This is a genomic window from Rhodococcus wratislaviensis, from assembly GCF_900455735.1.
Taxonomy (GTDB): Bacteria; Actinomycetota; Actinomycetes; order Mycobacteriales; family Mycobacteriaceae; genus Rhodococcus_F; species Rhodococcus_F wratislaviensis.
Window position 1 is genome coordinate 762,428 of sequence record NZ_UAUI01000001.1, and the last position, 18,452, is coordinate 780,879.

General features: G+C 62.3%; 12 protein-coding genes. 9 read left to right on the top strand and 3 right to left on the bottom strand.

Annotated elements, in window-relative coordinates; translation table 11 throughout:
- Positions 1–148: 148 nt before the first annotated feature.
- A complete protein-coding gene (locus DTA22_RS03485) occupies positions 149–1,717 on the top strand; it encodes an APC family permease (RefSeq protein ID WP_112298496.1) in 1,569 nt (522 codons plus the stop codon).
- A 785-nt stretch (positions 1,718–2,502) separates the two neighbouring features.
- On the opposite strand, the gene DTA22_RS03495 is transcribed toward DTA22_RS03485, so the two are convergent.
- On the bottom strand, positions 2,503–3,240 hold the full coding sequence (locus DTA22_RS03495; RefSeq protein WP_112298497.1) for a FadR/GntR family transcriptional regulator: 738 nt from the start codon (positions 3,238–3,240) through the stop codon (positions 2,503–2,505).
- Positions 3,241–3,438: 198 nt separating this feature from the next.
- Here DTA22_RS03495 and DTA22_RS03500 point away from each other — a divergent pair, with 198 nt between their 5' ends.
- The 8 genes from DTA22_RS03500 to DTA22_RS36620 all read left to right on the top strand — a co-directional run bounded on the left by DTA22_RS03500 (position 3,439) and on the right by DTA22_RS36620 (position 12,302).
- Positions 3,439–4,170, top strand: a complete 732-nt coding sequence (locus DTA22_RS03500; RefSeq protein WP_112298498.1) for an SDR family NAD(P)-dependent oxidoreductase — start codon at positions 3,439–3,441, stop codon at positions 4,168–4,170.
- Positions 4,164–5,453: a YlbE family protein gene (locus DTA22_RS03505; protein WP_174233735.1), complete on the top strand. Its 1,290-nt coding sequence runs from the start codon at positions 4,164–4,166 to the stop codon at positions 5,451–5,453. The genes DTA22_RS03500 and DTA22_RS03505 overlap by 7 nt, the downstream gene beginning before the upstream one ends.
- Complete coding sequence (locus DTA22_RS03510; RefSeq protein ID WP_112298499.1) at positions 5,450–6,235, top strand: SDR family NAD(P)-dependent oxidoreductase; 786 nt, start codon at positions 5,450–5,452, stop codon at positions 6,233–6,235. Before DTA22_RS03505 ends, DTA22_RS03510 begins: the two co-directional genes overlap by 4 nt.
- A gap of 81 nt (positions 6,236–6,316) precedes the next feature.
- Positions 6,317–7,702 carry a glutamine synthetase family protein gene (locus DTA22_RS03515; protein WP_112298500.1) on the top strand — a complete coding sequence of 462 codons (1,386 nt, stop codon included), beginning with the start codon at positions 6,317–6,319 and terminating at the stop codon, positions 7,700–7,702.
- Positions 7,703–7,727: 25 nt separating this feature from the next.
- Positions 7,728–8,663, top strand: coding sequence for an alpha/beta hydrolase (locus DTA22_RS03520; protein WP_112298501.1), 936 nt, complete (start codon positions 7,728–7,730; stop codon positions 8,661–8,663).
- Positions 8,660–9,388 carry an SDR family NAD(P)-dependent oxidoreductase gene (locus DTA22_RS03525; protein ID WP_112298502.1) on the top strand — a complete coding sequence of 243 codons (729 nt, stop codon included), beginning with the start codon at positions 8,660–8,662 and terminating at the stop codon, positions 9,386–9,388. Before DTA22_RS03520 ends, DTA22_RS03525 begins: the two co-directional genes overlap by 4 nt.
- Before the next feature lie 196 nt (positions 9,389–9,584).
- A complete protein-coding gene (locus DTA22_RS03530) occupies positions 9,585–11,060 on the top strand; it encodes a flavin-containing monooxygenase (RefSeq protein WP_235214283.1) in 1,476 nt (491 codons plus the stop codon).
- A 1,083-nt stretch (positions 11,061–12,143) separates the two neighbouring features.
- Positions 12,144–12,302 (top strand): hypothetical protein, encoded by a 159-nt coding sequence (locus tag DTA22_RS36620; RefSeq protein ID WP_255309423.1) that lies wholly within the window; start codon positions 12,144–12,146, stop codon positions 12,300–12,302.
- A gap of 682 nt (positions 12,303–12,984) precedes the next feature.
- Here the strand turns inward: DTA22_RS36620 and DTA22_RS03545 are convergent.
- Both DTA22_RS03545 and DTA22_RS03550 read right to left on the bottom strand, forming a co-directional pair.
- On the bottom strand, positions 12,985–14,208 hold the full coding sequence (locus DTA22_RS03545) for a M20/M25/M40 family metallo-hydrolase (RefSeq protein WP_245973490.1): 1,224 nt from the start codon (positions 14,206–14,208) through the stop codon (positions 12,985–12,987).
- A gap of 591 nt (positions 14,209–14,799) precedes the next feature.
- Entirely contained in the window at positions 14,800–18,300 is a 3,501-nt protein-coding gene (locus DTA22_RS03550) for a serine/threonine-protein kinase (protein WP_112298504.1), read from the bottom strand.
- Positions 18,301–18,452: the final 152 nt, after the last annotated feature.

Consider the following 18,452-nt stretch of genomic DNA (forward strand, 5'->3'; position numbering starts at 1 on the left):
CGCCGAGTCGACTCAGGCCGCGATCCGCGCGAGCGCGACCGAGAGCCCGATGTGTCGCACAACACAAATTTGTGGTCTACTGGTCTTGTCTTTAGTCCTTAAACCGACTTACGCTCTCGCGGCATCCAAAAGTGAAAGGTAGGCCCGCATGAGCATCAACTCACCGTCTCCGCGGGAGACATCCCCCACACGGCACGACAACAGCCCTGCCCATCTGAAGAAGGGCGCAATCGGACTGGTCGGTGTGGTCTTCATGGTGGTCGCGTTCTCGGCGCCCATCGCAGCGATGACCGCGAATCTGCCGGTCGCGGTGGGCTTCGGTAACGGGGTCGGCGCTCCGGCGGGGTTCATCATCGCCACCGTGGTGTTGACGATCTTCAGCGTCGGATTCATCGCGCTTGCCCGTCATATCACCGCCGCCGGCGCCTTCTATACGTTCGTCTCGCGCGGCTGGTCCAAGATCGCGGGTCTACCGGCGGGCGTCCTGTCGATGTTCACGTACATGACGATGGAAGCCGGAATTATCGGCCTCTTCTCGACATTCGCTCGTCAGGCGTTTGGCTCGCAGTTCGGGGTCGAGCTGCCTTGGGAGGTCTATGCGTTCGTCGCAGTAGTGCTGATCGCAATCCTGTCGCACAAGGACATCTCTGTCGCGGCGAAGGTTCTGGGTCTTGCACTCATTTGCGAGATTGCCATGCTCACCCTTACAGCAGTGCGAGCTCTCCTCAATGGCGGCGGACCGGACGGTATTCTTTGGGGCTCGCTGAATCCCGTTTCTGCGTTGAGCACGAACGGGATCGCCGGAGGCGCAGTTGGGTTGGGGTTGCTCATGGCGTTCTGGTCGTGGGTCGGATTCGAATCGACCGCCATCTACGGCGAAGAGTCTACGGATCCCAAGAAGATCGTGCCTCGGGCGACTCTGATCGCGGTCATCGGCATTGGCATCTTCTACACCTTCATCTCCTGGGCGATCGTGAGTGCAAACGGCGGAAACAAGGCTGTCGAGCTCGCCGCGGGCCCTAATCCCTTCGAGTTGCTGTACGCCCCCACGCGTACCTTTGTTGGCTCGTGGGGCGTGCTGGTATTCGAATGGCTCGTCTTGGGTGGCGCGTTCGCTTGCGCATTGGCCGTCCACAACTCGGCCGCCCGTTACCTCTTCGCGTTCGGGCGCGACGAGCTTTTGTGGCGGCGACTCGGTGAAGTGCACCCTCGACATGGCTCGCCGTGGATCGCCTCGCTGACCCAAAGCATATTCGCGGCACTCGTTCTGTTTCTCTGCGCGCTGACCAAGTCCGACCCCTACGGAATTCTGTTCGTTCTTGTCGCAATTCTGGCGACCCTGTGCCTGCTCATCGTCCAGGTGATGTGCTCGATCTCCGTTATCACGTATTTTCACGTTCAGAAGCAGCACCCGGAAACCGCGAACGTGTGGCGGACTTTGATCAGCCCGATTGTCGGCGGCCTGGGGATGGTGTTCGTGATCTATCTGATGGCGTCGAATATGAAGACCGCAGCCGGTTCAGCGTCCGATTCGGTTTTCTACAAGTCGATTCCGTGGATCCTCGCGATCTTGCTGTTCGGCTCCCTAGCGGCCGCCCTCTACCTGCGCTCGTTCAAGCCAGAACTCTTTGCGCGGATCGGCAGCACGGTGTTCGACGAGAGCACGAACGCCGCCGGCGCCGAACGCGCTCCTGATCCCGCAGTCGACGCCGCCTAACCATCCCCGATCCATCACCACGCCCAAACTGCATGAGTGGGGACGCCTGCGCGGCCCACTCATGCAGTTCAAATCGACATCACTCCTCGTGACGGAAACATCGAGCGACTCAGTGTCCTCGTCACCGGTGGCAGCCAAGGCATTGGCCTAGCATTGCCGAAATCTTCGCCCACCCTGACCACAGCTGTCGTCGACCGAACCGAGTCGACACGCCAGAATCGCGCGCCAGGTGGAGCGGAAAGAGTTACCACCTAGTCGCCATCACTAGAACGTCGCAGATCCGAACTCATGTCCGCTCATGGCGCGGGTGGTAGAAGGGGAACTGGGCGGTCCTCGGGTGCCCTGCGGGCGAATACAGGAATATGCCCATTCACGCACCCGAGGAACTCACAGCCGACCAACTCGAGAACTTCGCCATCAACGTCACAGATCAATCCAGCGTTTAAGGATGCATTATCGCGCCCGCGCGCTCGGGCCGTGGGCGGTCATCGTGACCTACTCGGCCACAGGGCCCACGACAGACTTCCCTGGGCTTAGGCCACCACTGGCCCAGGAAGACAGTGCAGCTTGGTCTCGCCCGTTCCGCAGCCCCGGAGTTGACCGATCGAAAGATTACCGTCAACGCGGTGTTGCCTGGATCTATCCGGACCGGAGGACCCGAAGAGCTCTATCGCGAAGGCAGTTCCTCAGCAGAGATTGGCCAGGGCGACTCCATCGTGACCGGACCGTGAGCTTCGACAGCGGCCAGACGCATTCCGTGCTGCCTGGCTGATCTGACTGAACAGTCAACGACGGAGCCAGGACTCGAGGGTTTCGCGCGTTCCCTTGATGTGCTCTTCCATCGTGTCGGCGGCCAAGTCGGGATCCTTCTTCTCGATCGCGTCGACGATGGCCTCGTGGAAGTCATTCGCGTTCGGCTCGAGCCTGCCGAAGATCGCGCCAACCGGGAGCCACATCTTGCGTCGGGCGTCAGCCACAGCGTCAAGTAGGTAGTCGTTGCGGCAAGCTTGCGCGATGCCAAGGTGGAACGCTGAGTCGAGGGTCTGGAACTCAGTGACGAGGTGAATGGACTGTTCCTCCATCGCCGCCCTCAAGGTCTCATCCATGCTGGTGAGCAGCTTTCGGAGGTTCACGAGGTCCGCGGCGCGACGGCGCGTCGCCGCCAGACGCGTTGCTCCGGTCTCGACAACGATTCGGTAGTCGAACGCGTCTCGAACCGCGGTTCGGTTCTCCCTCATCAGCCGGCGCGCTTCGCCCGCGTCGTACTTGGGTGCCACCACAGTGAATCCGCCGCCACGCCCCCGCCTAACGGCGATCCTGCCCTCACGCTCGAGAACTGCCACAGCGGCACGTACAACTGTCCGGGAGACGTCAAGCATCTCCGAGAGTTCTCGTTCGGTAGGCAGTCGGTCGCCAGGGCGGAACTGACCGAGTTCGAGCGATCGCCGCATCTGGTCCACGACGAGTTCGTGCGCAGCGATCTGCCGGATCGGACTCAGTGCCGCCCGTTCTGCTGTCGTCATTCACGACTCCTTCCCCGTGCGCTCAATGTAGCGCATGCCTCACCACCGTGTCATTTGTCTAGTCCTTTAGACCAAGTCCACTCGCCTCGGCATCCACACCTATCGCACTAAAGACCTAAACACTTGACCTATAGCCCTTTAATGATCAGACTGGGCCTGTCGTGGTGATCACGATCACTGGTGTGAAAGGAACCTGAAATGGGCAACAAGGTAATCGTCACGGGCGGCGCAGGGGTGATCGGTCAGGCAATCTGCCGCCGACTGCTGTTGAGCAACTACACCCCGATCGCAGCGGATGTGAAACAGGCGATCGACGCGTTCGACCCGAATCAGGACGAACTGCAGGGCACCATCGCCGTCGCGATGGACGTCACCAGCCGCGAAAGCGTGGAGAGCGCTGTCGGCTCCGTGGTCCCGGAAGGCGAGACGCTGGCCGGTGTGGTCAACTGCGCCGGCATTCTGCGCGACTCGTTCCTCGGCGAGCTCGACGAGTCCAAGTTGGAGTTGATGTTCCAGGTGAACATCGCGGGCATGGCGCGGGTCGTCGACGTCACGGCCCCGCTGCTGACCGAGGGCTCGGCGATCGTCAACGTCGGAAGCCTCACCGGGCACTTCGGCAGGTTCCGCGGTGCGTCGGTCTACGGTGCCACCAAGGCGGGCATCGCCGCCTACACCCGCTACTTGGCGGAGGAGCTGGCTCCGCGCGGGATCCGGGTCAACAACGTCGCCCCCGGGGTCATCCGCGCTCCGATGAGCCCGTCGATGGCGCGGGTCTCCGGCGGCGAGGAGGTCAGCGCGAGCTACGCGATGCTCAAGCGGATCGGTGAACCCGAGGAAGTCGCCGAGGCGGTGGAGTTCTTCCTGTCCCCACGCGCCTCCTTCATCACCGCCCAGACCCTGCTCGTCGACGGTGGTGTCACCGCGTGGTGACCGTAAACGATCTCGCGACCGCCCCCGCCGAGATCTGGGGTGGGTCGGTCGAGGCCGCCAATAACGAGGCATTCCGCCGCCTCAACGACGCCGACCCGTGGGTCGTTGACGTCCGGCCGGCGCGGGAGGTACTTCCGGGTTACAAGGACAACCTGGTACTTACCTCGGGTGCACCGATGCCGTGGGAGGCCTACAGCGGCGGCCAGCGTGAAGCGCTGATCGGCGGGGCCCTGTTCGAAGGGCTGGCCGCCGACCGCGACGAGGCGATCGCGAAGTTCGCCGACGGCAGCATCGAGATCGGGGTGTGCCACGACTACTCTGCCGTGGGCTCGCTCGCCGGGATCTACACCGCGTCGATGCCGGTGTTCGTCGTCGAGAACCGCACCCACGGCAACGTCGGGTTCTGCAATTTCTACGAGGGCAAGGAGCCACGGCGCCTGAACTACGGCTGCTACGACGAGGGCGTCCATGAACGGCTCGAGCACGTCAACACCGTCCTCGCTCCCGTCGTCGGTGAGGCGATCCGCCGCCGCGGCGGTATCGCGCTCAAGCCGCTCATCGCACGCGCGCTGCGGATGGGCGACGAGGTGCACAGCCGCAACGCGGCCGCATCGATCCTGTTCAACCGCGAAATCCTGCCGTCAGTGCTCGACATGATCGCGGACTCCGTGCCCGGGGTCCACGAGACCATGCTCCACCTCGCCGAGAACGACTACTTTTTCCTACGGCTGTCGATGGCCGCGGCGAAGGCGTCCGCGGACGCAATGGTCGTTCCCGGATCCACACTCGTCTCGGCCATGGCCTTCAGCTGTCGGGGCTTCGCGATCAAACTCGCCGGCCTCGGCAACATCTGGTTCGAAGGACCACCGCCGATCCACGAGGGCAAGCTGTTCGCCGGCCACACCGAAGACGAGATCACCTGGATGGGCGGCGAAAGCCCTATCACCGAGACGGTCGGACTGGGCGGATTCGCACAAGCCTGTGCACTCTCGCTGCAGGACTACCAGGGAGGTTCCCCGGAGGTGATGATTGAGCGTAACCGCGAGATGTACGCGATTACACACGGTGAGAACCACGCCTATCGGATCCCGCTGTTCGGCTTCCAAGGAACGCCGACGGGAGTCGATATACGGAAGGTCCTGCAGACCTCGATTCTTCCGGTGATGGATGTAGGTCTCGCCGGCCGCGACGGTGGACAAATCGGCGCCGGGGTTATTCGTGCTCCTCGCGTTTGCTTCGCCCAAGCCCTGGAGGAGCACGAAAGGAGGTACGGCCGAGTATGACCATCGCAGAGCACAAGCAGCCGCGGAGTCGCTCACTGACCTACGCGGGAGGCGCGGCACTGGTGACCGGCGCAGCTTCCGGAATCGGCGAGGCCACGGCGAGCGCGCTCCTGAACGCAGGCGTCAAGACCCTGTGCCTCGACCTCCGCGAACCCGCCCCTTTCGACGGGGTGGATCAAGCATTGCAGGTACGCCGCGCCGTCGATGTCACCGACACCGAGGCATTGAGCACCGTCCTTGCAGAAGAGATTGGTCCAGCGGGCCTCAGCTATGTCGTCAACTGCGCCGGGATCATCGAGCACACCGGCTTCGCGGACGTATCCCACCAGTCCTGGCTCCGCTGCCTCGAGGTCAATCTCATCGGTGCATACAACGTCGTCAACACCTCGGGTCGTTTCCTGAGGGACGCCACGCACGCGGCAGTCGTCAACGTGACCTCACTGGAGGCGGCTCGGGTGATCGCCCTCACGGATCCGGACCCCAACCCGCAGTATGCGGCGTCGAAAGCCGGATTGGCGATGCTCACACGAACGGCCGCGCGGGCACTCGCAAGCACCGGTGTGCGCGTCAACAGCGTGTCTCCGGGATTCGTGGCCACTCCTATGGCAGCGGTGCACGGTGACACAACACACCTATCCCCGCAGCTGAAGGCGCGTGTCCCGTTGGGTCGATTCGCATCCGCGGGCGACATTGCGGACGCCGTCACTTTCCTGCTCAGTGACCAAGCCTCGTATATCACCGGGGCGGATCTTCGTGTCGATGGCGGGTTCGAAGTCACATGACCCCCCTCAACTACCTCACGGTTGCGCCCGTCGGGTGCGCAGAGCGCCAGACCGCAACCGTCTTCGACATTTGGAGTTTCAATGACGACAGCATCGTTCCGGGCACTTGACCTCGACGAGTTTCATCGCCTGGCCACCAGTGGGGAAATCGACACCGTAGTCTGTGCGACTCCGGACTCATACGGACGTTTGGTCGGGAAGCGCCTGACGGTGTCGGGATTCAATTCGCTGTGTCTCGAAGGCGACGGATTCCATGCCAGCGGGTATCTCTTTGCCACCGATGTGGAGATGAACCCGGTTGACCTTCCCATCGCCAACGCCGAGAACGGCTGGGCAGATATCCGCATTATGCCGGACCTTTCGACGATGCGCCGGGTGCCGTGGGAGCCCAATGTCGTACTCGTAATCGGCGATGCGTACGAGTCGGGATCCGAGAAGGACATTCCGGTATCGCCGCGTGCGATCCTGAAGCGTCAGCTCCAGCGTGCTGCGGATATGGGTCTGGCGTTCAAATTTGCGTCTGAACTCGAGTTTTACATCGCCGCGCTGACTTCTGACAAGGCTTGGGATGCAGGGTATCGCGACCTCAAGATGCTGTCTGAATACCGCGCCGACTATCAGATGGTCCAAGCAAGCCGCGACGACTGGTTCATTCGACAGATTCGGAACGAGATGCCGAAGTTCGGTATCTCGGTGGAGTCCTCGAAGCCGGAGTGGGGCCACGGGCAGCAGGAGGTCACCCTCGACTATTGCGACGCGCTCGAGATGGCCGACCGGCACGTGCTCTTCAAGTACGGAATCAAGCAACTCGCTCACAACTGCGACCTGACCGTGACGTTCATGGCGAAGCCGAAGATCGACGACGTGGGCTCGTCATGCCACCTGCATGTGAGCATGTGGTCGGTCGAATCGGGGCAGTCCTTGTGCTGGTCGGACGCCCCCGACGGCGGTATGTCTCAGCGTTTTGGGTCCTTTGTCGCCGGCCAACTCGAGAACGCGGCAAGCTTGAGCCTGCTGTTCGCGCCTACCGTGAACTCGTACAAGAGGTTTCAGCCCGGTCAGTTCGCTGGATCGGCGATCTCCCTCGGCGAGGACAATCGCTCGTGCGCATTCCGCCTGGTCGGAAACGGTCCGTCGTACCGAGTCGAAAACCGCGTGCCGGGCGCCGACGTGAATCCGTACTACGCGTACGCAGCAACAATAGCCGCCGGTCTCGACGGTATCGAACGTAACCTTCCCATGCCGACGATCCTATCCGGCAACGCATGGGACGTCGATGACATCGAACTGGTACCCACCTCACTTCACCAGGCCATCGACGCCTTTGCACACAGCAAAGTTGCGCGGTCGGCGTTCGGCGACGACGTATTCGAGCATCTGCTGGCATTTGCTCAGGCCGAGCTGGTCGCCTTCGACTCCCAGACAGTCACCGATTGGGAGTTGCGGCGCTACTACGAGCGGGTCTGACGAGAACCGATCCGAAAGGACACCAATGCAAATAGATCCGATTGCTCAGAAGCTGATCGATGACTCTCGGGCATCAGGTCGGCCCAACGCGCATCTGCTACCGATCGCGACCGCACGGCAGAATTTCGAAGACACCTTCGGTGCGCTGGCGAAGCCGGAGGTCTTCCGGACCATCGAAGTGCGCATACCCACACGGGACGGCGATGCAATTCGTGGGCGGCTCTACCTTCCAGTCGAGGAAACTGCACTTCCGCTGACCGTCTACTTCCACGGCGGTGGCTGGCTTTTGGGAAGCATCGACTCCCATGACGTTGCGACACGGATGCTGGCCAACGCCTCCAGGAGTGCAGTTCTGTCCGTCGACTACCGTCGCGGACCGGACTTCCTGTTCCCGACCGCCGTGAATGATGCAATTGATGCCCTCGAGTGGGCAACGGGGCCCGCTTCCGGTCTTCCGATCGATCGGGACCACGTCGCCGTTGCGGGCGACAGTGCCGGTGGCAATCTCGCCGGGGCTCTCGCACTACACGCGCGAGAGAGCGGTCCACGACTTGAGCATCAACTCTTGGTCTACCCGGTGACGACCTGCGACATCTATGTGGGGTTCGACGCCCAGTACGAGGGAGTGATGATCTACCGGGACGAAGTACAGTGGCATCAGGACAACTATCTGCCCAGTCCCGGCCACGCCACTGATCCGCGAGTCTCGATCCTCGACGCCGATCACACGGGTCTGCCGGACACCACCATCATCCTTGCCGGGTGCGATCCGATCGCACCTCAGGGACGACTGTATGCCGAAGCGCTGCGCGCGAAGGGCGTGAAGGTGGCGGTGCACGAGAGCCCCAGCATGATCCATGGCTTCTTTGGTCTTGACGAACTGCTCCCAGCCGCATCTGCTGCGATGGAGTTTGCCGGCGCGCGTCTGTCCAGCGCCCTGACCTCGCGAGTTGTCCAGTGAAAACAGCATTGGTAACGGGCGCCGGCGGCGGGATCGGCCTCGCAGCGGCACAGCGATTGTCCGAAGAGGGCCATCGGGTCATTGCCACCGACGTCAAGGAGCGGGTGGACTCGCTACCCGACAGCGTGGAATTCATCCGGTTCGACCTGTTGCAGGCTACCGAATTCGAGGAGTTGTTCGCCTCCTGCGGGGATGCTGGATTGGACTACCTGGTCAGCGCGGCAGGAGTTGCGCTATTAGATCGCGACGGATCAACGTTCGACGTAGACGAGTCGACGTGGGATGTCACGCTGGGAGTAAACCTGCATGGTCTTCGGAGATTGACGGCCGCGGCGCTGCCCCACCTTAGGCGTGGTCAAGGCCGAAGCATCGTCAACGTCGCCAGCGTTGCCGGCATCCGTGGAATGGATTCACCTCTGGACGCTTATCAGGTCAGCAAGGCGGCGGTCGTGTCACTCAGTCATGCCATGGCCCTGAAACTGGCGCAAGAGGGCATTCGTTGCAACACGGTCTGCCCGGGCGCCATCCTCACACCGATGATCGAATTCCTTTACGAACGATCTCCCGAACGACGCATTGACATGGAAAACAGGACGCCGCTGGGCCGACTCGGTCGGCCGGAGGACATCGCCGGAGCGATCTCGTTTCTCCTGTCAGATGACGCGTCGTTCATTACGGCATTCGATCTCGTCGTCGACGGCGGGTGGAGTTCTCAACTGAAGTAGTGGAGTCCCGGAGACAGCGCCCTCCTGCTCGGCTTGCGGACCGACCGGGTGGGCGCTGTCTGGTGTCCACAGCGGGCCAACTGCTCACAGCATTGTGCGGCATTGACTTTGCAATTAAAGTCCTAAATACTGAACCAATAGACGTTTAAGTGAAGGACTTGGGCGTCATGTCCAGACCTCAAGACAGGAGCAGACAGTGAGCCCGATCAGGACCCGAAAGATCTCACCGCGCGTTGCGATCATCGGCACGGGGTTCAGCGGCATCGCTGCGGCGATCGCACTGAAGAAAAAAGGGATCGAAGATTTCGTAATCTTCGAGCGTGCAGATGGACTCGGCGGGACATGGCGGCACAACAGGTACCCCGGTGCGGAGGTGGACCTCGAGTCACACATCTATTCGTTCTCCTATGAACGCTACGACTGGACTCGGACGCATGCAGGTTGGAGCGAACTTCTCGGCTACCTCGAGCATGTCGCAGGCAAGTGGGGGTTGTACCCCCACATGCGGTTCAACGAGGCCGTGAACGAGGTGACCTGGTCCGACGAGCGTCGTGATTACGTTGTTGCGACTTCGAGCGGGAAAGATCATGGTCGCTTCACCTCGGTGATCAGCGCCGTCGGCTTCCTGAACACGCCGCTGGTTCCACCCTTCGTGCGGGATGAGCACGACTTCGAGGGGCCCATTTGCCACACGTCGGAGTGGGTCGACGGGCTGGACATGACCGACAAATCGATCGGTGTTCTGGGCACGGGTTCATCAGCGGTCCAGGTCATTGCCGAGGCCGAAAAGGTCGGATCGGAGGTCAAGGTCTTCCAGATCGAACCGAACTGGCTCCTTCCCAAGAACGCGCATGATTTCACCAGCCTCGAACGTAAACTCAACCGCTTCGCGCCCGTCTACTTCTGGCGCCGACTGAAGCTCTATGCCGACTACGACATGCGTCAGCACTTCACTGGCCACGCACGAGAGGACGGCCGCTCCAACCGCAATCGGCGCCGCGCGTCGATCGAGTTTCTGCACCGAGAACTCGCTGACCGGCCGGACCTTATCGAGCTCGCGACCCCCAAATTCGCCTTTGAGGGACGCAGAACAGTCACGAGCGACACCTACTACTCGTCCCTGAAGAGCCCGAAAGTCACTCTCGTTCCGCACGCCGTCAAAGGACTCTCGCGATCAGGGGCGATCGATGAGAACGGTGACGAGCACCAACTCGACATGATCGTGCTGGCCACCGGATTCGATGCGGCGAACTACCTCGGCACCTACAAGGTCCGCGGCGAAGGTGGCGTCGATCTGCATGAGTCCTGGAACCGCGAGCCGGACGCCTTCCTGGGAATGATGGTTCCGGGCTTCCCGAACTTCTTCATCATGTTCGGCCCGAACACAAACGCCATTCCACTAGTCACCTTCTATGAGGCGCAGGCGAACTTCGCTGCAGGCAGCATTTCTCGTGCCGCGAAGAAGGGCGCCACCAAGGTGGAAGTCCGCCGATCCGCCTTCCTGATCTACAACGATTGGCTACAGTCCCGTCTCTCGCGGACGGTATGGGCGAAGACCACCAGCTACTTCCGAGGTGGAACTGGAAAAATCATTTCCCAGTGGCCATTCAGCGCGTCGTCCTACGTTCTGGCCACCAAACTCCTCCGCCGTCTGGTAGTCAAGGTGAGCTAAGTCGGAGCACCAGCGGAGCCCTTGTCCCCCGCTGCTGGGTTAGTAAATGTGACCTTGGGAAGGTCGCAAGATTGGTGAACGGTCCGCGGACACGGGGCCCGTGGACCGCTTCCAACTATTGACGACTCAGGTACTTGAAACCCGAAATGAAACTGTCGATGGGCGCACGCGACAAGGCAATGATCGACCATACTAGGACCTGGATCCACTTCGGCGGCGCGGATGAAGAGATTTTCCTCGAGTTCGATATCTGCCCTTTCGAATCCTACGGTCGTATATATCACCACCTCGCCGGTGTACATGCTCGCGATAGTCTTCAGCCGGCAGAACGGCGCGCCCTTCAAGTCTTTCCCGCGAAAAGATTGCGTCAGCGGATTTCCGAGGGACGGAGTTCTACCGTTCACAGTCCGATCGGCGACGCGTAGGAGCAAGGAAGTAGTTGCTGCTCGCGTGAACAGCACGAGATGACGTGGCAGTCGTACAGCACGTGCCTGCCGCGGAAACCGACGCCATCCCTCCGACCCACGAAGAAGCCTCGCGTTCACGCCCGAGCGCACAATCTCTCTCGACCGAGTATTACAGCCGCGTTGCAAGTAGATGGCCATGCGTCGTGGAGCCGCATCGCGCAGGCATTGGGAGAACCCGAGCGCAACGTCACTCAGCGCGGTATGGCATTGCGCGAGTCAGGGCGTGTTGCCGTCACCGCGATCGAGATCACCAGCGGCACCGCGATCGTGCGACTTCAGTGCACACCAGGAGCCGTGCGCGTAGCCGCCAGCGCACTTGCCCACCGCAGCGATTGCATCTCTGTCAACCCCCTCACCGGTACCGCGGATTGTGTCGCCGAATTCATGGTGCCCCGCCATCAGCTAGGCCCGTTTGGTGATGGACGATCTACACGCGACCACGGGGGTGGTCCGCTGCTGGACCGGCCCTATTCTCCGCAGCTTTCGCACTGTCGGCCAGTCGGACGGCGGTGTGCTCACTGCGACCGAGCGATCCGAGCTCGGAGTGCCTCCGGCACCCCAGGCCTTTGATGTCGAGCGCACCAAATAGCCGCGCGATTCCGTTGACAAAACGATTATCCGCGAACTCAACTTCAATGGACGGGCCAGCACGACTTCGCTCGCACGTAGCGCCGGAATCTCGGAGGCCACAGCCCGCCGCGTCCATGCGTTGCTCGCCGAGGGAGTGATCAGATTGCGTGCGATGTTAGGCCTTCACGCCGAAGCGGCTGTATAACCACGTTACAACCGAGCGATGGGTAGCCCACGCAACGGCGCTAGAGACCACCATGGTGATTCAGGCATATAAACGCAGTGGATGTACGCTGTTATGACGACCACATCCGGGTTTCCTATCCCGATATGGGGACGCAACGCACTCAGGCGAAGGTCGAAGCCCCTGGGGCGTGGTGCACGACTGTTCTCACGTTCCGCCGCGACCGCCGCCGCGAGCTCGCCCCCACCCGCCGCCTCGTCGCCGCCGCATGACGTGATCTGCGCTGCAGAGTCGGGTGATTCACCAGCGTATCCGTAGTGGCGTACGCACACCTGCGGATACGAGGTGCGAGTGTCCCCACGTCGAGTCGGTGCGACACGGCGCACTCCGCTCCCGCCCACCGCGCCTTGCTTCGGCGCCGCGGGCAGGATGTGGGCGGAGACGCCGAACCGGACGATGAAGCTGGCAATCGACGCCGACTGGGTTCAGCAGCCGTCCGCCTACGTTCGACCCGACTGACGACGGCTGCAACGTCGTCGAACGGCCCTGCTGCCACCTGAAGTGATTATGGAGGCTTAGGTAATAGTCAGGGGCTTCGTCCATTTGGGTGAATCGCCTCACTCAGCAATGCCACACCAGTTCATCGCTGTCAACGCTAGGCTGCGTGTCGCAGCGAGTATTTCGTCGATTGAGCACGACTCGTTCACCTTGTGCGCATCCGCAAGATGGCCGGGTCCGTAGTTGACGACAGGAATGTCGACTTGCGAGATCCATGTGGCATCGCAAGCGGCCGCAAACGCCTCCAGGATCGCCGGATGACCGGTTGTACATTATTAGCACCCTCCAGCGCACGGACAATGTCGTGATCAGCCGCAGTTTGGTATCCCGGGAAGTCGACATGCCACGTGACGACAGGTGGGTTGTCGGCGAGCCACGGGTCGATTGAAGTCGCACGCGCGATGTACCTTTCGATCTCATCGCGGACGGCACCCGCTTCCTCCTTGGGTGGATACCAGACCAGGAAATCGATCTCGCAGTACTCGGCGAAGACGAAGGGGATGTCGATGTCCTTGCCGCGGCCATGGATGGTGCCCGGCATGACAACGAACTGTCCTGGCTTGAAGAGGGACTGCTGCTTGCTGAGTCCCCACTGTTCTTCAATTCGGTAGAGCGCTTGCAAGACGATATAGCCCTTGTCGATTGCATTCACTCCTGCACGAACACCGGCTCCACCTGCCCTGATAAGTTCACGTCGGAGCCCTGGATGGCCGGCGAGACCCTCGACCCGGACTCGACCCCACAGGAGACCTGCGGCGGCAGGATTGATCGCCAGAGGCCCGTCGAAGTTGGCCGATGGCTCGACAACAATCGCCGCGTCGGCGGTGTACCCGGCTCCGATCAAGCATCCTGTGCCCACCTCGTGTTCCCCGAGTTCTTCACCTGCGACGGCGTGTACCACCAAATCGCCGGCCAATCGAACGCCTGCACGCTGGAGCGCTTCGACTGCGTAGAACGACGCGATGACACCGCCCTTCATATCGCTCGCTCCTCGCCCATAGATGCGTCCGTCGCTCTCGGTTGCGGAAAACGGATCGTGTTCCCACAGGTCGCGGCCGCCGGCCGGTACGACATCCACGTGGCCGTTCAGAAGCAGCGAACGACCACCCCCTGAACCCGACACCACGCCTGCGAAGTTCTCGCGCTTCTTCCTGCTCCCGAGCATCTCCGCCTTGTCGAAGAGGTGCCCAAACTGGTCCCTCAGAAGAAGGTTCGCTTCAGACTCATGCCCCAAGTAGTCCTGCTCGCGAATTCCGGGATAGTTCGGGTTGACGCTGGGTACCTCGATCAGTCCGCGCACTGCCTTAACGATCTCGCTGCGTGCGTTGTCGATCTCGGCTAGAACACGACTGGACGCTTCTTCTGACATCGCTTGATCCCTTCATCTTTTTCGAGAACCATTGTCAGCTCTTCGCTGGATGCTCGCCTGCCGGATGCCAATTCGCCGTGATCTCAGTAGCGCCACGTGGCCCGTAGGTTCCGCCCCCGACGTCTGTAACTCTGGACAATGGAAGCGGATTGCAGCCCTCAGTTTTGCCGTCGCCGACTAAATGGTCAAGTGTCTAGTCCATAATTTTCGGGGCACCTCCGAAAACGCTGTCCACGCCGCCTATCGGCCTCGCCGGGTTGAAATATGGCGCGACCAAAAGGAGTTCGCCCGGGTGCAGGGTCAGCTCGCGGGGCGCGTTCAGCACTCGGGGGCTTGGAGATGCCTGCTGCAGCGAGTCCGCCTCGGCGGAACAGCTAGCGCACAATCTCTTCTGTCGAGGCCCTCTACCGTCCAGCACGAGTCCGTATGCTCTTCCAATCCCAGGTCGGGAAACAGGGACTCCAAGACGTGGACTCACCTCCCGGGGACATACCAGGAGTAAGGCCTGTGCCTTACCGAACCCGCTAGGGCATGAGCACGGTTGAACACGAATTGTTTGCCGCTGTGCGTCTCCTCAGAGTATGGAGCGGGTCACCCCTCACTCACCTGCGAGCGCATCCGGGCCGCTGTAGAGACAACCTCGACGAACGAGCGGAGCGAACTCTGTTCCGCATCCGGTTCTTGTGAGCTCAGGTGCTTGTGCAGGTTTGTGAGCGCGGCGACGACGTGTGGTCCGCCGTCGAGGAGGAATCTGATCAATCCGTGCCGTGCACAGTTGGCCACGACCGGGATGAGCGTCGTTTCGGCGTCCTCGCGGCAACCCGCAGCCCATTGACACGCCACCAACATTCGGGCGGCGTGGAGTGACGCGAGCTCACGCCCGGCTCCTTCGAGTCTCCGCACCCATTCGCCGGCCCATTCGCAAGCGGCCCGGATCTGATCGGCATCCCCGCGCAGCAGGATGAAGACGGCTGTCTCGTCCTCGAGTTGTGCGATGATCTGCTCTACTCCGTCGGATGCCTTTGCACGGGTATCGCGCTGGACCGCGGTGAATCCGGGACGCGGCGGTAGGCCGAGGCGGACCCGCTCATTGTCAAGAGACGCTTTCAGCCGTGGGAGCGAGAACGCGTCGGCAGTCCGGGCACCTTCGTCCAACTGATGCGTTGCCCCAGTGTCATCGCCTCGGACGCACATGATCCGCGCGCGCAGACAGTAGTACCGAATCATGAAGTCCGTCGGGCCGCCCATTGCGGCTGCGTCGAACGTCTCGTTCAGCAGTTCCTCTGCGGCGCTGACCTGGTTCTGCTCATACAGCATCTCAGCGAGAAGCACACGGGCGAGCCGCCCATGCTGTGACTGCGTATTACCAGCATCACGCACAAGTCGAAACGCACTGCGGTACATCTCGGTGGCCCCGGTGATGTCCAGCTGCTCAGCCTTCGCCATCCCCGCAACACAATAACCAATAGCCACCGAATAGGTTCCGGTAGTCCGGCTGTGGAACGGCGCCGCCCAGCTCTGCCTGCGACACGCATCGCCGAACCGGAATTCGTAACAGTCGACGAACGCATCAAAGAGAGCGGCCATCGACACGACGAACGGAGAATGATCGGCCGCGTGCGTCAAACATTCGGCCACGAGGTCCTTCACCCCGGTCACCCGGTCCGCGGTTACGTCGATATCCGCCTGCAAAACATCGGCCTCCACCCGCAATTGGTGAGCCTGGTTGGCGGGTAGGTCGAGCAGCCCGAGTAGGTCCTGCGCACGCTGACGCGCCTCGACGGCGACGGCAATGCGCTGTAGTTCGGCGTTCGCCCACCCGATAGTGAGCTGCAGACGCGGACTCGCAGCCACCAGGTCAGCAGGCAGCTTCCCGATCAAGCCCAAGATGGTCGACATCTGCGACCGGTCGAGCAGGTAGAGGATATCGTGCTCAAGCATGCCGACGGCCACACCCGGGTCACCTGCGGCGAGGATGTGGTCGAGGGCTTCGCCCAGCAGGTGCTGTTCACGGAACCAGGCGAAAGCCTTGCGGTGCAGCTCGACGGTCCTGCCCGGGTAGTCCCGCTCGAGCCGGCGTCGCAGGATCTGCGCGAAGAGGTGGTGGTAGCGGTACCACCGCCGGTCGTCGCGTGCCCGGCCGAGGAAGAGGTCGCGGGCGGTGACTTGCTCGAGTCGCGCCTGCCCGTCGGGAACGCCGGCGAGCGCGGACGCCAGTTCACCGCACACCCGGGCGGGGACGGCAGTGACGAGCACGAAGTCGAGCATCTCCGGCTCGAGAGCGTCAAGCACGTTCTCCGCGAGGTACTCACCAAGAGTGCCGGTTCCGGCCCGGAAGTCCCGGAGCAGGACCTCGGGACTTCCCGATTCCCGCAGTGACAGCGACGCCAGTTGCAGGGCGGCGATCCACCCGTCCGTCGACGCCCGCAGTTCTTCAACCTCCGAGTCCGTCAACGGTACGCGAACACGGTCGGCGAAGAATCTCGTCGATTCGGCGAGGTCGAAACTCAGCGATTCCGAGGTAATCTCGTGGAGTTCGTCGCGGACCTGCATCCGGCTGATCGGGAGGCCCGATCTGCTGCGGCTCACCACAACGATCCGCAGATGATGGCTGCCGTTGTCGAGGAGGAACTCCAGGGCCGCGATCGTCTTGCGTGCCGTCACGCGATGCCAGTCGTCGATCACGATTACGAGAGGGGCACCGCTGTCGTGGATCCGGTTGATCAGCGAGGTGAGGACGAACCGTTCGACCACATCGCCGTGCTCTTCCAGGGACTGCCGCAGATCGGTGGCGATCTCGGTGCGCACTTGCTCGATCGCCTCGACGAGGTGCGACAGGAACCACGCGACGTAGTCGTCGTCCCGGTCAACAGCCAGCCAGGCGACAGCGATCCCGTCGCCGACCAGTTCATCGCGCCACTGCGCGACCAGACTGCTCTTCCCGAACCCCGCGGGTGCGTGGACGAGCGTCAACCGGCTCTCTTGCCCCGCTCGCAGCGCGTCGAGTAGGCGGTGCCTGCGGATCAGCTTGCGGGTGGTCGTGGGCGGGTGGAATTTGGTGATAGGTGTTGGCGGAGTTCGCAAAGGGGACATTGCGTCACGGGATCGCGGCATGGGCCGCCTCCCGGCGACCTCGATCCTGGCGCTAGCCGCGCTCGAGTTCCCAGCTGCGGATTGGTAGTGTCTCGCGATGGCCCGATCTGGCGGTATGGGCATCGCCTCGACGGATAAGGCATGGCGCTGCTCGACCGATTGGAGAGCGTTGCCGAATTCGGAAGCCGTAGAGGGACGCTCCTGGACGGTACGCGACATTGCGTGTTCAATGACCTCGCAGACTTCGTCAGGTATGCCCCCACCGCGCAGGTCCGGGACCGGTTGGTTCGAGATTCGTAGGAACTGCGCAACCAGCCGCTCACCGCTGCGGCGCTCGAAGGCGGCGTGGCCGGTCAATGCACAAAACAACGTCGCCGCGAGGCCGTACACGTCTGAGGCGACGGTCGATGGCCGCCCCTCGAGCACTTCGGGCGCTGTGAATGCGGGCGAGCCCGTGATCGATCCCGCTGCGGTCTCGAAACCGCCCGCGATCCGCGCGATCCCGAAGTCGGTGAGTTGCGGCTCGTCGTAGTCGGTGAGCAGGATATTCGCTGGCTTGACGTCACGGTGCAGGGTGCCGCCCCGGTGGGCGGTCTCGAGAGCCCCGGCGATCTTGATGCCGAGCCGCAACACCGGCGCCCACCCGATCGGTCCCGTCCTGCGGATCTGCGCATCCAGCGATCCGTGCGCGTGGTACGGCATCACCAGGAAGGGATGCCCCCTACGAGTGACTCCAACCTGGTAGAGGTCGACGATGTTCGGGTGTCCTGACATCCGGCCCATCGCACGCTGCTCGCGCACGAAGCGGGCGAGGTTCTCGGGATCGACGTCCGAGGTGAGGACCTTGACGGCGACCGTGCGGTCCAACTCTTCCTGGAGGCAGCGGTAGACGACCCCGAACCCCCCGCGTCCAATTTCGTCGGCCTCGTCGAAGCCGGCGGCGGCCAAATCCACCGCGATGTCCGGCTCGCGCTGCGTAACCCACGGTTCGTCCGCCATAGGCCTGCACCACCTCGACACGCTCCCCTACAGGATAGTCTCCCGCCAGAGCCTCCGACGACTCATCGGACTGTGCTCATCGACGACGTAGCAACCGACCGGTCAGTCCGTACCGACTATGCGGCGCGACCGCCCGTGCGTCCTCGCGGCTC

Bases quoted from the DNA above. Each gene is read 5' to 3' on its own strand.
- DTA22_RS03515 (WP_112298500.1), top strand. From the start codon at position 6,317: ATGACGACAGCATCGTTCCGGGCACTTGACCTCGACGAGTTTCATCGC.
- DTA22_RS03500 (WP_112298498.1), top strand. From the start codon at position 3,439: ATGGGCAACAAGGTAATCGTCACGGGCGGCGCAGGGGTGATCGGTCAG.
- DTA22_RS03520 (WP_112298501.1), top strand. From the start codon at position 7,728: ATGCAAATAGATCCGATTGCTCAGAAGCTGATCGATGACTCTCGGGCA.
- DTA22_RS03510 (WP_112298499.1), top strand. From the start codon at position 5,450: ATGACCATCGCAGAGCACAAGCAGCCGCGGAGTCGCTCACTGACCTAC.
- DTA22_RS03495 (WP_112298497.1), bottom strand. From the start codon at position 3,240: ATGACGACAGCAGAACGGGCGGCACTGAGTCCGATCCGGCAGATCGCT.
- DTA22_RS03545 (WP_245973490.1), bottom strand. From the start codon at position 14,208: ATGTCAGAAGAAGCGTCCAGTCGTGTTCTAGCCGAGATCGACAACGCA.
- DTA22_RS03550 (WP_112298504.1), bottom strand. From the start codon at position 18,300: ATGGCGGACGAACCGTGGGTTACGCAGCGCGAGCCGGACATCGCGGTG.
- DTA22_RS03485 (WP_112298496.1), top strand. From the start codon at position 149: ATGAGCATCAACTCACCGTCTCCGCGGGAGACATCCCCCACACGGCAC.